This window comes from Arthrobacter sp. PAMC25284 (assembly GCF_019443425.1).
Classification (GTDB): domain Bacteria; phylum Actinomycetota; class Actinomycetes; order Actinomycetales; family Micrococcaceae; genus Arthrobacter; species Arthrobacter oryzae_A.
In genome coordinates this window covers 1508808-1522713 of the sequence record NZ_CP080382.1, presented here as the reverse complement: position 1 = coordinate 1522713, position 13906 = coordinate 1508808, and the positions used below count along the sequence as shown (strand labels likewise).

10 protein-coding genes, 1 tRNA gene and 1 pseudogene are annotated in these 13906 nt (G+C 65.1%); 6 read left to right on the top strand and 6 right to left on the bottom strand.

Features of this window, described 5'->3' with window-relative positions; genetic code table 11:
* The first annotated feature begins 32 nt into the window (after positions 1-32).
* From KY499_RS07055 to KY499_RS07040, 4 genes are all read left to right on the top strand, one after another.
* Positions 33-1481, top strand: coding sequence for an NAD(P)/FAD-dependent oxidoreductase (locus KY499_RS07055; protein ID WP_219886627.1), 1449 nt, complete (start codon positions 33-35; stop codon positions 1479-1481).
* Positions 1482-1602: 121 nt separating this feature from the next.
* Entirely contained in the window at positions 1603-2553 is a 951-nt protein-coding gene (locus tag KY499_RS07050) for an N-acetyltransferase (protein WP_219886626.1), read from the top strand.
* A 31-nt stretch (positions 2554-2584) separates the two neighbouring features.
* Positions 2585-2658, top strand: a tRNA-Leu gene (locus KY499_RS07045).
* 236 nt (positions 2659-2894) lie between these two features.
* Positions 2895-4250: an ABC transporter substrate-binding protein gene (locus KY499_RS07040; protein ID WP_219886625.1), complete on the top strand. Its 1356-nt coding sequence runs from the start codon at positions 2895-2897 to the stop codon at positions 4248-4250.
* A 362-nt stretch (positions 4251-4612) separates the two neighbouring features.
* On the opposite strand, the pseudogene KY499_RS07035 reads toward KY499_RS07040, so the two are convergent.
* From KY499_RS07035 to KY499_RS07020, 4 genes and pseudogenes are all read right to left on the bottom strand, one after another.
* Positions 4613-5387, bottom strand: a pseudogene (locus KY499_RS07035) (ABC transporter ATP-binding protein).
* Entirely contained in the window at positions 5384-6424 is a 1041-nt protein-coding gene (locus KY499_RS07030) for an ABC transporter ATP-binding protein (RefSeq protein WP_219886624.1), read from the bottom strand. The pseudogene KY499_RS07035 and the gene KY499_RS07030 overlap by 4 nt, the downstream one beginning before the upstream one ends.
* Positions 6421-7389, bottom strand: a complete 969-nt coding sequence (locus KY499_RS07025) for a branched-chain amino acid ABC transporter permease (RefSeq protein WP_219886623.1) — start codon at positions 7387-7389, stop codon at positions 6421-6423. Before KY499_RS07025 ends, KY499_RS07030 begins: the two co-directional genes overlap by 4 nt.
* A gap of 9 nt (positions 7390-7398) precedes the next feature.
* Positions 7399-8700, bottom strand: a complete 1302-nt coding sequence (locus tag KY499_RS07020; RefSeq protein WP_219886622.1) for a branched-chain amino acid ABC transporter permease — start codon at positions 8698-8700, stop codon at positions 7399-7401.
* A 527-nt stretch (positions 8701-9227) separates the two neighbouring features.
* On the opposite strand from KY499_RS07020, the gene KY499_RS07015 reads away from it, so the two are divergent.
* Positions 9228-10112, top strand: coding sequence for a hypothetical protein (locus KY499_RS07015; RefSeq protein ID WP_219886621.1), 885 nt, complete (start codon positions 9228-9230; stop codon positions 10110-10112).
* A gap of 156 nt (positions 10113-10268) precedes the next feature.
* Positions 10269-11204, top strand: coding sequence for a Bax inhibitor-1/YccA family protein (locus KY499_RS07010; RefSeq protein ID WP_219886620.1), 936 nt, complete (start codon positions 10269-10271; stop codon positions 11202-11204).
* Between the two features lie 102 nt (positions 11205-11306).
* Here KY499_RS07010 and KY499_RS07005 read toward each other — a convergent pair whose 3' ends face one another.
* Both KY499_RS07005 and galK read right to left on the bottom strand, forming a co-directional pair.
* Positions 11307-12545: an acetyl-CoA C-acetyltransferase gene (locus KY499_RS07005; RefSeq protein WP_219886619.1), complete on the bottom strand. Its 1239-nt coding sequence runs from the start codon at positions 12543-12545 to the stop codon at positions 11307-11309.
* Between the two features lie 20 nt (positions 12546-12565).
* Positions 12566-13726, bottom strand: coding sequence for a galactokinase (gene galK / locus KY499_RS07000; RefSeq protein ID WP_219886618.1), 1161 nt, complete (start codon positions 13724-13726; stop codon positions 12566-12568).
* Positions 13727-13906: the final 180 nt, after the last annotated feature.

Here is a 13906-nt window from a genome sequence, read left to right as displayed (position 1 = left end):
AAGTTTTTCACAAACTACTGTATTCTTACTGTATGGCTTCCTCCCCTCAACTCCTGGACCGTCCCCGCGTGCTCGTCGTCGGCGGCGGCTACGTCGGCCTGTATGTGGCCCTCAAACTGCAGAAGAAGATCGCGAATGCCGGTGGCATCGTCACCCTCGTGGATCCCCTGCCCTACATGACCTACCAGCCCTTCCTGCCGGAAGTTGCCGGCGGCAACATCGAAGCGCGCCACGCCGTGGTCTCGCACCGCCAGCACTTGAAGCAGACTGAACTCCTTCAGGGCCGCGTCACCTCGATCGACCATGCCAACCGCACTGCTGTGGTTGCCCCCGCAGACGGCGGCGACAACTTCGAGGTTCCGTACTTCGACGTCGTCATCGCAGCCGGCGCCATCACCCGCACCTTCCCCATCAAGGGACTGGCTGAGAAGGGAATCGGCCTCAAGACCATTGAGGAAGCCGTTGCCCTGCGCAACAGCGTCCTGGACCGCATCGAGGTTGCGTCGTCCATGACCGACCCCGCCGAGCGTGCTCGCGCCCTGACTTTCGTGGTTGTCGGCGGCGGCTTCGCCGGCATCGAATGCATCACCGAAATGGAAGACCTCGCCCGCGCGGCGGTCAAAAACAACCCGCGCGTCAAGCAGGAGGAAGTCCGCTTCGTCCTCGTCGAGGCCATGGGCCGCATCATGCCCGAGGTCACGGCCAGCCAGGCCGAGTGGGTTGTTGAACACCTGCGCAGCCGCGGCATCGAGGTCCTGCTCAACACCTCACTGGACAACGCCGAGGGGTCCCTGAAGCTCATCAACCTGCCGGACAAGTCGCTGGCCCAGGACTTCGAGGCCGATACCCTCGTCTGGACTGCCGGTGTGCAGGCGAACCCGATGGTCCGCTCCACCGACTTCCCGCTCGAACCGCGCGGCCGCGTCCGCGTCCTGGCGGACCTGCGGATCGCCGGCGACGAAGGCATCATTCCGAACGCCTGGGCCGCCGGCGATGTCGCGGCCGTGCCGGACCTCAGCGGCAGCGGCCTGCCGGACGGCACGTGCGTCCCGAACGCCCAGCACGCTCTGCGCCAGGCCAAGCGCCTCGCCAAGAACCTGTGGGCCTCGCGCTGGGACAAGGAACTCAAGGACTACAAGCACAAGAACCTGGGCGCCGTCGCCGGCTTCGGCGAGTGGAAGGGTGTTGCGAACATCAACATCCTCGGCCGGATCGGGCTGAAGGGACCGCTGGCCTGGCTCGCGCACCGCGGCTACCACGGCTTCGCGATGCCCACCTTCGAGCGTAAGATCCGCGTCATCATGAACTGGATCCTGATCTTCCTTATGGGCCGCGACACCACGCAGCTGATCGATCTGGACAACCCCCGCGGTGCTTTCGTGGCCGCGGCGACACCGGCTCCGAAGCCGGCCGCCGCTCCCGCCGCGAAGCAGCCCAGGGCTGCCGGTTCCGCGGAACGTGTCACGGCAGACTCCAAATAGTCTGAAGCATTGGCTTGCGGCGGCCGTTCCCCATGGGGAGCGGCCGCCGCTGCCGTTGGCGGGCCTCTGTTGCCGCTGCCGCCCGCCGCCGCGCACACGGGGCTGCGCCTAGACTGGCTCCATGACGACAGGTGAAAAGGACCTCCGCACCCTGCTGGCCACCATGCATCCCGTCCGCCGGGACGGAGAGTTCGTTTACGTGCTGTGGCCGCACGGCAGACCGTTGGCCGGGGGAGTCGAGGCAGCGGTCAGAGAAGCTGAGGGACTGACCGTGGTTATGCCGCGGTCCGAGGCGGACGGCTTGGGTCTGTCGTACGACTTTGTCGGGGCCTGGATCACCTTGGAGGTGCATTCGGCGCTGGAAGCCGTTGGCCTGACGGCGGCGGTCAGTGCGGCCCTGACCGCTGCGAAGATCAGCTGCAATGTCCTCGCCGGGTTTCACCACGACCATCTCCTGGTGCCCGTGGCAGACGTCGACCGGGCGCTCGAAGCCCTGCACGAGCTGGCGGAAGATGCCGGCAGGCAGCGGCCCGCCCAGAAACCTGTACTGCGCTCGGAGACACCCGCTGACCGTCCGGCAATTCTGGCGCTCACAGCCGCTGCCTTTGCGGTTTCGCCCGAGACGGGGCTGCCGGTCGAGGGCGAGCCCAAGGAAGTCAAGCTGCTGGCCCGGCTCTTCGAGTGTGCGGAATACCTGCCGGAATTCAGTATTGTCGCGGAACTCGACGGCCAGATCGTCGGCCATGTGATCAGCACGAGAGGCTGGGTGGGGGAGCTGGAACTGCTGGGCCTCGGCCCTATCGGAGTTGTCCCGCGGCTTCAGCGCCACGGTATCGGCACTGCGCTCGTCAAAGAAACAGTCGTCCGGGCTAATGCGGCGGGGGAGCGGGGGATCGCACTGCTGGGCAGCCCGGAGTTCTACGCCCGCTTTGGGTTCGTCCCCTCTGTCACCCTCGGAGTGGAGCCGCCGGAACCGTCCTGGGCCGGGCATTTCCAGCTGCTGCCCCTGGCTGTCTGGCCCGGCGGGGTCAGCGGATCCTTTCGCTACGCCGGGCCGTTGGCAAACAACTAGCCGGCCTGCGGCGGGATACCATGGACCGGGCGCCCCAGTAGCCCAATTGGCAGAGGCAGCGGACTTAAAATCCGCGTGTTGTGGGTTCGAGTCCCACCTGGGGCACTGTAGCTGTGCCGTGAGTTGTGCCGCGGGACGCGGTGTTGGGCGTCCGCGGAGTGGTTGTATCGGCCCACCCGGACCAATTCCGGTGCCAGATTTCCTCTATGCAACGACTGTTATGAGGATGTGACCGTACTCACTTATTTTCGCGTCGAAATTGCACTAGCTTGAGATGGAATCAGGAACACCTGATCTTTCGTGTCAAAGGCGTTCGTACCTTTCGATCGAGGAGACTGTACATGACTTCACTCCCCCAGGTGGCGCCCCGCATCGCCAAGCTCACTGCGCTTGGCCTCGGCGTCACCTTCCTGGCTACCGCCTGTGGTGGCACGTCCACTCCGACGGCCAGCGGGTCAGCCTCCGTCAATGCTGCAGGGATTTCCTGCCCCGCTCCCGGGGCCGGCGCCGGGGCAAGCGCGGCCGCCGAGGCCCCTAACGCCGGGGCTGTCCCCGCCTCCACCACAACCACCGATGCACCCTTGAAGCTGGGTTCGCTCCTGCCGACGACCGGTTCGCTGGCCTTCCTCGGCCCGCCCGAAATTGCGGGCGTGAACCTCGGCATCAAGGAAGTCAACGAGGCCGGAGGCGTCCTGGGCAAGCCGGTCGAAATCATTCACCGCGACTCCGGTGACACCAAGACCGACATCGCCACCCAGTCCACCACCTCGCTGCTGGGCCAGGGCGTCAGTGCCATTATCGGCGCCGCTTCATCCGGTGTGTCCAAGACCGTCATCAACCAGATCACCGGTGCCGGGACCATCATGTTCTCGCCGGCCAACACCTCCCCGGACTTCACCGCCTGGGATGACAAGGGTCTGTACTGGCGTACCGCTCCCTCGGACGTGCTCCAGGGCAAAGTGCTTGGCAACTACATGGCCAGCTGCGGCGCCCAGACGGTCGGCATGATCGTCCTGAATGACGCCTACGGAACAGGTCTGGCGGAGAACGTCAAGTCCGCTTTCGAAGCAGCCGGCGGACAGGTCGTCGCCCAGGAACTGTTCAATGAGGGTGATTCCCAGTTCAGCAGCCAGGTGGACAAGGTCGTGGCTGCCAAGCCGGACGCCATCGCCCTGATCACCTTCGACCAGGCGAAGTCGATCGTTCCGCTCATGACGGGCAAAGGCGTCAAGCCCACGCAGCTCTTTATGGTGGACGGCAACATGACCAACTACAGCACCGACTTCCAGCCGGGTACCTTGAAGGGCGCCCAGGGCACCATTCCCGGCACCTTCGCCAAGGACTCGTTCAAGCAGAAGATGCTGGCCGTTGATCCGGCCCTGACAGACTTCACCTACGGTGGTGAGTCCTACGACGCCGTCAACCTGATCGCCCTGGCTGCTGAGGCCGCCCAGAGCACCAAGGGTGTCGATATTGCTGCGCAGCTGAAGGCTGTGTCGGAAGTCGGGGAGAAGTGCACCAGCTTCCCGACCTGCGTCACTCTGCTCCGTAACGGCAAGGACATCGATTACGACGGCCAGTCCGGCCCCGTAACGTTCTCAGACGCAGGCGACCCGACGGAAGCCTACATCGGCATCTACGAGTTCCAGGAAGACAACAACTACACCCCCATCAAGGAAGAATTCGGCAAGCTGTAAAGCCACTTTCTGACACAACGTTGAGGGCCCCCGTCCATGCGGACGGGGGCCTTCTGCGTGCCCGGAGGAGCGGGCCGCCGCGATTGTCCTGGCTGCGGCGTCACACCCGGCAGGATATTCTCGACGCCGGCAGAGGAAGGGGCAGGGGCCGGGGCAGCGGGGGCAGGTACGGTATCGGGCCCCGGGCACCCGGGCACCCGGGCCCCTGGCTACGGGTGCACGGTCCGTGCCGGCCCGAATGAGTGCCCCGTGTGCCCTGTGGCGCTGTGGTTCCGTCGGGGGAGGGGGCACGGGCCCGGCAGGGTGCCCAAGGCGCGCAAAAGGGCCGCCACCGGATGGTGACGGCCCTCGTGTAGCGGGTCTTACTCGACGGTGTCGGCCAGGGTCCCCAGATACAACTGGATCACCTTGGGATCCTTCATGAGTTCACGCCCGGTGCCCGTGTACGCATCCTTGCCCTGGTCCAGGACATAGCCGCGGTCGCAGATCTGCAGGCAGCGGCGCGCGTTCTGCTCCACCATGATCACCGAAACGCCGGCCCTGTTGATTTCATGAACCCGGAGGAAGGTCTCGTCCTGTTTGACGGGGGAGAGGCCTGCCGATGGCTCGTCAAGCAGCAGCACGGCGGGGTCCATCATCAGGGCCCGGCCCATGGCCACCATCTGGCGTTCGCCGCCCGAGAGTGAACCTGCCCGCTGGGCGCGGCGCTTGCCGAGTTCGGGGAACAGGCCGGTCACGAAGTCGAACCGCTGGGCGAAGTCCTTGGGCCGCTGGAACATGCCCATCTGGAGGTTTTCCTCAATGGTCAGGGCGGCGAAGACGTTGTTGGTTTGCGGAACGAAGCCCACGCCCCGGCTGACCAGCTTGTTCGCCTTGAGCCCGGTGATGTCCTGGCCGCGGACCACTACGGAACCTGAGTGGACCTTGACCAGGCCGAACATTGCCTTGAGCAGTGTCGACTTGCCGGCGCCGTTGGGGCCGATGATGCCGATGAGTTCGCCCTTGCGGGCCCTCGATGCTGCAGCCGTTGAGGATATTGACGCCCGGAAGGTACCCGGCCACGAGGTCCGTGACTTTGACGACCGAATCCTCATCCGGCAGGGGCTTGGCGGCCGGCGCCGCATTGGTGGCGCTCATTCTGTGCCCTTCTCTGTGGTGTCATCGTGGCTGTGCTTTCCGCGGGTACTCCGGCGGTCCTCGGTTTCCTTGATGATGACATCCTTGGCAATGATCCCCGCGTCCGCGGTGCCAACGACCGACTCCTCGTCGGCCTCAAGGTTGTTTTCAAGTTCGAGGAGGCCATCCGTGTCGCCGAGATCCACGTCGTGGTGCGCGCCCAGGTAGGCGTCGATCACGGCAGGGTTCTTCATCACGTCGCCGGGTGGACCTTCGGCCACGATCTTGCCTTCGGCCATGACGACCACCCAGTCGGCGATATGGCGCACCATGTGCATGTCGTGCTCGACGAACAGCACGGTCATCCCTTCGGCCTTGAGGTTCTTGATGTGGTCCAGCAGTGACTGGGTCAGGGCCGGATTGACACCGGCCATGGGCTCGTCGAGCATAACGAGCTTCGGCCGTACCATCAGGGACCGGGCCATTTCGAGCAGCTTGCGCTGGCCGCCGGACAACGACGCGGCGTAATCGTCCTTTTTGGTGTCCAGCTTGAACTTCGCCAGCAGCACGTCCGCCTCTGCGGTGATCTGCTTTTCCCGGCTGCCCCAAATGCCCTTGAAGAGCGCCTTGGACAGGCTTTCTCCGGGTTGCTTGGAGGCGCCGAGGCGCATATTCTCCATAACCGTGAGCTTGCCCATCACCTTGGTGAGCTGGAAGGTGCGCACCATACCCATGCGTGCGACCTTGTAGGACGAGACCCCGGCGATGCTTTGACCCTCGAACTCCCACTTGCCGGAATTCGGGGTATCGAACCCGGTCAGCAGGTTGAAGAGCGTCGTCTTGCCGGCCCCGTTGGGTCCGATCAGCGCCGTGATTTTGTGCCGGGGGATCTCGAGGTATTCGACGTCGACGGCGTTGATGCCGCCAAACGTCCGGGTCACGTTTTCGGCCACCACAATGGGATCCCGCTTCTTGCAGCCGGGAACTGCGTCCCCGACGGCAATCGGACGGGTGTCCGTCATGTAGTCGATGTTTTCTTCGGTTGGGTTCGCGCTCATGCGAATGCCAGCTCCTTCTTGTTGCCAAAGACGCCCTGCGGCCTGAAGATCATCAGCAGCATCAGAGCCACACCCACGAGGATGAAGCGGAGCTGCCCGGCCTGGACCGTGTTCAGGAAGGTGATGGCGCCGGACTCGATGGCCCCGAAGAGCAGGCCCTGGGTCAAGGACAGCACCACCCAGAAGATCATGGCGCCAATGACGGGTCCGAGGACGGTGCCGAGACCGCCGAGCAGCAGGCAGGTGTACAGGAAGAACGTCAGTTCAGTGCCGTAGTTTGCCGGCTGCACCGCGCCGCGTGGAAGAGTGAAGATCATGCCCGCCAGAGCGCCGAGCACGCCGCCGATGACGAGCGCCTGCATCTTGTAGGCGTAGACATTCTTGCCGAGCGAGCGGACGGCGTTCTCGTCTTCCCGGATACCCTTCAGAACGCGGCCCCACGGGCTGCGCATCAGGAGCCATACCAGGGTGCAGCACAGAACCACCAGACCCCAGCCGACGATGCGGATGAAAAAGTCCCGATTGTTCATCCCGAAGTAGTCACCGGCGGGGAACGGGTTCATGTCGTAGAATCCGCCTTCGAAGGCGGCCAGGCCGTTAGCCGAGCCGGTCACCGAGGTGAGCTGGTTGGTGGTGACGATGTAGCGGACGATTTCGGCCGAGGCAATCGTCACGATGGCGAGGTAGTCGGCACGCAGCCGGAGGGTCGGGATGCCCAGCAGCAGGGCAAATATCGAGGCGAGTACCACGGCGATCAGGAGGCCGACGAAGAAGGGCACATTGAAGGTCAGCGTCGAAATGGCGAAGCCGTAGGCGCCGACGGCCATAAAACCGGCCTGGCCGAAGTTCAGCAGGCCGGAGTAGCCGAAGTGGACGGCGAGGCCGAGGGCAGCGAGTGCGTAAGCCGCCGTCGTCGGGCTGAAAATCTCGCCCGCAGCATTGGAAATAATAAATCCGAAGTCCATGACTGTCTCCTAACCCACGCGCTCGCGACGACCCAGGATTCCCTGCGGCCGGAACAAGAGGACAACGATCATGATGAACAGGGCCCCCACATACTTAAGATCGGCAGCGAGGCCGAAGACGGTGGTCAGCTCCACGAAGATGCCGACAATGACAGAGCCGATCAGGGCGCCGAAGACGGTGCCGAGGCCGCCAAGGGTCACGCCCGCGAAGATGAGCAGCAGGATCTGCGAACCCATATCGAAGGTGACGCCGGGGCGGTAGTAGGCCCACAGGATGCCTCCCAGGGAGGCCAGCATGCCGCCGGTGATCCAGACAATCCGGATGACGGAATCGACGTCGATGCCTGACGCGGCGGCCAGGGCCGGGTTGTCAGCCACCGCGCGGGTGGCCTTGCCGAGGCGGGTCCTGAGCAGGACGACGCCGAGCACTGAGATGACAACCGCACTGATCAGGAGCGACCAGAGGTTGTTCGGGGAAATCGAAATCGGGCCGATCTGGATTTCCGCGCTTTGCGCAAACGGCAATTGCTGGGTTGCGCCGCCGAAGTAGAACTGGATGGCGTAGCGGGTGGCGAGGGCCAGGCCGATACTGACGATCATCATGGGGACAAGGCCTGTTCCGCGCCGCCGCAGCGGCTTCCACAGGCCTGCGTCCTGGACGTAGCCGAACAACCCGCCTCCCAGGACGGCGAGGAGGATGGCCAGCCAGAATGGCAGGTTCATCGCGCTGAAGGCGAAGACCAGCACGGCGCCCAGCGTCACCATCTCGCCATGGGCGAAGTTGGTCAGGCCGGTGGTGCCGAAAATCAGGGACAGTCCTACCGCTGCGAGAGCCAGCAGGAGGCCGAAGCTCAGCCCGGCCACCAGCCTGTTGATCAGGTTCTTGCCGAAGTCCTGTTGCTGGACCACGATGCCCTCACCGAAGGCGAAGATCACCGAGAGGTTGGAAGTCTGGCTGAACGTGACGGTGCGGGGGTTTTCCTGGCCGTCGGCGAGCTTGCGGCCGTCCGGGATAGTCGACTCGTCGAGATTGACCTCGTATGTCCCCTGCGTGGGGACCCCAATCGACCATGAACCGTTCGCCGAGGATTCAGTCGAACCGGTAAAGCCTTCGCCCTTGACCGCGATCTTCACCCCGGCCAGCGGGGTGCGGTCATCGCCGCGCAGGAACCCGCTGATGTTGTTCGTGAATGTCTCGTTTGATACTGACGGGGAAACCGACGGGGATGGTGTCGGTGAGGGGGTCGTGGCGTGGGTTGCCGGCGCGACGATGAGCAGGAGTGCTGCCACGGCGGCGAATACGGCGCCCATGGCTTTCAGCAGTCTCCCGCCCCGTCGCTGCGACAGGCCTCTCGTTGTGCTTCTCAAATTGAAAACCTCCACAGGGGGATGGTCTGGGTTGCGTCTTTTGCAACCGATGCGAACGTTCAGGGGCCAACGGGCGGTGCTTTTTGATCCTGCAGTAGAGCGGAATATTTGTGATGCTGGTCACCCTTTGCGCCCAATGCTACAGGCCGAAATGAGTGACGAATGCCGGTATGGTCTGGGGAAATGTCGCGATCAGATAACAACCGTGAAGTTGAGCGAATCCAAAACTTCAGTAGTGCTAAAGAAAACTTTTGTTGATCCGGTGTATTCCTAAACGGTGGGTCTGTGTCCGGTCCGGGCAACCCTGCAAGCCGGCGCCTGAAGGCCTCCTTTGAGCGAGTGGTGCGGTGAGTTACTCAAGGTTTTCCCAAGAGTGCCGGGGCTATGGTGCTGGGAACGAAACATTGCAGATGCGGAGCGGTGGCGGGGTTGGAGTTTCCGGCCTGATGCCGATGGTGGAGGACCGACCGATGAACCGGGTGTTTAAGCTGTGCCTGGCTGGTTCTGTTGTGCTGGCGCTGTTCGGCCTGCCGGCCCTCAGCTCCGGTCCAGCGACTGCCGGAGCGCAGGCGTGCCGGGCCGGAACTCCGCCGCCCGCTGATCCCTATCCCGGGACGACGCTGGCGGCGGCAAATTTCGAAGCGGGCACCCTCGAGGGCTTCACGCCCGCCATGGCGGGCACCGGCAGGGTGGCGGTGTCTTCCGAAACTTCCCGTTCGGCCAACTGCTCTGCCGTTCTCCGCGCCACAGCAGACCCCGGCTCGATCGCCAATATGACGCTCAGCCTCCCGCCTGGTATGACCGAGGCATTTGTGGATGGCTGGTTCAACATCGCCGGCGAGGGGATGGCCGGGAACAACGTCCCGTATTTCCGGTTTTTCTCCGGAGGGGTCCGGGTCCTGGACGTCTTCCGCCAAAATGTCACCCGGGAGCTCGTGCTCCGCACCGCGTCTCCGCAAGGCAATATTTACACCACACTGACCTCAAATGTTCCTATCGGCACATGGCACCGGTTGGTGATGCACGTGGTGCCCAACGGTCCCGAAACCTCTGTCCAGATCTGGTGGGACGGGCGGTCCGTCTATGCAGGCAGTTCGGAGAGTGTCCGATCAGCGCCGGCTGACGCGGTGCAGCTCGGGTCTGAACATGATCAGCAAATGGGTGACATCTACATTGACGACGTGATCATCAATACGAGTGCGGGGACACCGGCGCCGATCCCCGGACCCCTCCCGGTGCCCCGGCCCGATCCTGTCAAACGGCTGGATGACGTCGCGGGGGACTGGCAGACAGATCTGCTGGCTGGAGATAGTCGGGCTCCGGCCACCTCCCGGAGGACCGGGACAGCGCACTAGCCGGGCGCCAGTTGCTGGCGCGGGGTCACGGTTGGATTGCAGCGTGTGGGGCGCGGGAACTAACCCTCCCGCCGGGGCGTGGGAATTGGTAGCGTTGCTATAACGTTTAACTGATACCAGATCATCACCAACCCCCTTACTTGGAGGACACCCGCAATGGCACTTGGCGGAAACCCGATCTTCAACGGAAAGAACTTCCGTGGAGCCACCCAGGCACCGTCTGCTCCCTATGGCCAGAACCCGTACGGACAGGCCGGTTATGGCCAGAGCGCCTACGGTCAGGCTCCGGGACGCGCGCCCGGTCAGGTCATGGACGGCAAGACCGGCTGGGCAGCCGGGCAGAAGGGCATGTCCCAGGACGAGTTGCAGGATATGTACAACCGTCCCGCCGCCGGCCCGGCCGATACCGGCAGGATGACGTTCGACGACGTGATCGTCAAGACGGCGGCCTGCCTCGGCGTGCTGATGGCCGGCGCAGCCGTGACCCTCGTTGTTGCTCAGGGCCTGGCGATGATACTGATGATCGTCGGCGTGCTGGGCGGATTCGTCCTGGCGCTCGTCAACACGTTCAAGAAGCAGCCCTCACCGGCACTGATCCTGGCGTACGCCGGGCTGGAAGGCCTCTTCCTCGGCGGCCTGACAAGGGTCCTCGATGGGATGTTCCCGGGCGTTGGCCTGCAGGCCGTCATCGGCACCCTGTCCGTGTTCGCGGTCACGCTGGTGCTGTTCAAGAGCGGCAAGGTCCGGGCCACGCCCAAGGCCATGCGCTTCTTTATGATCGCGATGATCGGGTACGCGGTCTTCGCCCTCATCAACATGGTCATGATGTGGACCGGCGCCGTTGATTCCCCCTTCGGCCTGCGCACCAGTTTCGAAATCTTCGGCATCCCGCTGGGTGTTTTCATCGGCGTGCTGGCGATCGGGCTGGCAGCCTTCTCCCTCATCATGGACTTCACGAGCATCGAAGCCGGCGTCCGCAACGGCGCCCCGCAGCGGTTCTCCTGGACTGCAGCGTTCGGTCTGACCGTGACCCTGGTCTGGCTGTACGTCGAGATCATCCGCCTCCTGGCGATTCTCCGCGGCGACGACTGACACGCATCCCGGCCCAGGCCGGACCGGAGGGCCCTACCGATTGGTGGGGCCCTCTTGCGTCGACGGCAGGTCCCGCATGCGCCTGGCCACCCGGGCCGCACGTTAGCCGAGCCGCTCCAGGACAACGGCCATCCCCTGGCCGCCGCCCACGCAGAGTGTGGCCAGACCCAGTTCCGCATCACGCTCCCGGAGACCGTTCAACAGTGTGGTGGCCATCCGGGCACCCGTCATCCCGAACGGGTGTCCGAGGGCGATGGCCCCGCCGTGGACGTTTAGCCGGCCAGGGGCGATACCGAGTTCCCGGGCGCAGGCGAGTACCTGGACCGCGAAGGCCTCGTTGAGTTCCACCAGGTCGATGTCGCCGATGGCCAGTCCGGCCTGCCGGAGGGCCTTGCGCGTCGCCTCGACGGGGCCCATGCCCATCAGCTCCGGCGACAGCGCGCTCACCGCGGTGGACACAATCCGTGCCAGCGGCTGCAGGCCCAGCTCGCGGGCACGCGCATCACTCATCACAACGACGGCGGCCGCCCCGTCATTGAGCGGGCAGGCGTTCCCCGCCGTCACGGTCCCTTCAGTGCGGAAGACCGGAGACAGGTCTCTCACCGCCTCCAGGGTGACCCCGGGCCGCGGCGAGTCATCCCGGTCAATCACCGCCCCATCACGGCGCGTGTACGGGGTGATTTCGCGCGCGTAGAAGCCGGAGGCGATTGCCGCCTCTGTCCGGTTCTGGCTCAGCACGCCCCACTGGTCCTGATCCGCCCGGCTGATGCCGTAGGTCGTGGCGACGTTTTCCGCCGTCTGCCCCATGGCGATGTAAATGTCCGGCATCCGCCCGCCCAGACGCGGATCGGTCCACGGCAAATTTGAGGCCGCCCGGATCCTGGTACGTTCCGAGGCGGCGTCGAAGCGCGGATTGTGGGTGTCCGCATCGCTCTCTCCGGCGCCGGCCCAGTCCCGGTAGCGGGACACGGCCTCCACTCCTGCCGCAACGAAGGCGTGTCCTTCACCGGCTTTGATGGCGTGAAAAGCCATCCGGAGGGTCTGCAGGCTGGAGGCGCAGAAACGGTTGACGGTCGCGGCGGGCACGTTGTCCAGGCCGGTCAGGATCGTGACAACCCGGGCCATGTTTGAGCCGGCTTCACCGCTTGGCTCGGCGCAGCCCAGATAGAGGTCGTCGAGGCCCCGGCCCGTGGTGTCAGCGGCGTCGAAGCCCGGAATCCGGGCCAGCGCGGCTGTGACCATGGCGGCGGCAAGATCATCAGGCCGCTCATCTTTCAGGGACCCCTTGAAGGCGCGGCCGATCGGGCTTCTGGCAGTGGAGACGATGACGGCTTCCGGCATAGGGTCAGCCTACGCTCCGGCTAGGCCAGCCGTATGGCCCCGGCCGCGGGGCGGACGCTGAAGATGTCCGGTGCGGCGTACCCGGCCCGGGCGAATGCGGCGGCAACGGCGTCGCGGACACGCGGCTCGGAGCCGACGGGGACAAGTGCGATCGCGGCACCGCCGAAACCGCCGCCGGTCATCCGGGCGCCGATGGCGCCGGCCGCGCGGGCCGTGTCGACGGCGAGGTCCAGCTCGGCGCAGGAGATCTCGAAATCGTCCCGCATCGAGGCATGGGAGGCATCGAGCAGCGGGCCGATGGCGCCCGGGCCAGCGGTTTCCAGCAACTCAACGGTGCGCAGTACCCGGTCGTTCTCCGTGACCACGTGCCGCACCCGGCGGAACGTCTCCGGGTCCAGGAGTCCGCCAGCCTCCGTGAGATCGTCCAGTCCGACGTCGCGCAGGGCGCCCACGCCGAGCACATCGGCGCCGAGTTCGCAGGATTGCCGCCGGGAGGCGTAGCCGCCGTCGGCGTGGGAATGCGACACCCTGGTGTCGATGGCAAGCAGAACCAGGCCGGCGCCCCGTGCGTCGAAGGGAATCAGGCGAATGCTCTGGTCCCGGCAGTCGAGGAACACGGCATGGCCGGCGACGGCCCGCAGTGAGGCGGACTGGTCCATGATGCCGGTGGGGGCGCCGACGAACCCGTTCTCGGCCTGCTGGGTGGCGAGGACCATGTCCTCGGCTCCGAGCCCGGCACCGGTCAGGTCGTTCAACGCCGAAATCACGGCGCATTCAATAGCATGTGACGAGGACAGGCCCGCGCCCCGGGGAACGTCTGAGTCCACCAGCAGGTCATCGCCCGGGACGGCCAGGCCGCGCTGCTGCAACGCCCAGATGACGCCGAGCGGATACTTGGTCCAGCCCTTCGCCCTCTTACGATGCAGCGAAGCGGTGTCCGCCGTCGTAATTCCCTGGTTTCCAAACGTGGACAGCATGCGGACGGTCGAGTCCGGCCGGATCCGGACCGCCACCCGGGCGGCCTTGTCGATGGCGAAGGGGAGCACGAACCCGTCGTTGTAATCGGTGTGTTCGCCGATCAGGTTCACTCGGCCCGGTGCCTGCCAGATGCCGTCCGGCGCGGCCCCGAAGACGGCCCGGAATCTGGCCGCGAGCTCCGCTGTGTCCAAGGAGTCTGTCATGCCGATGCGCCTTTCGCCGGTGGTGGTCGGCCGGGCTGCTTGCCCGGCGCCGGCGCCGGATCCGGATCGTTGAGTCCCCATCAACCTAGCACCAGTCCCGGGGCGGGTCTCTTTGGCGGGTCCGATGTACGGGCAGCCACGCGGTCTGTACCGTGGAGCCCATGAATGTGAGCGAACCAC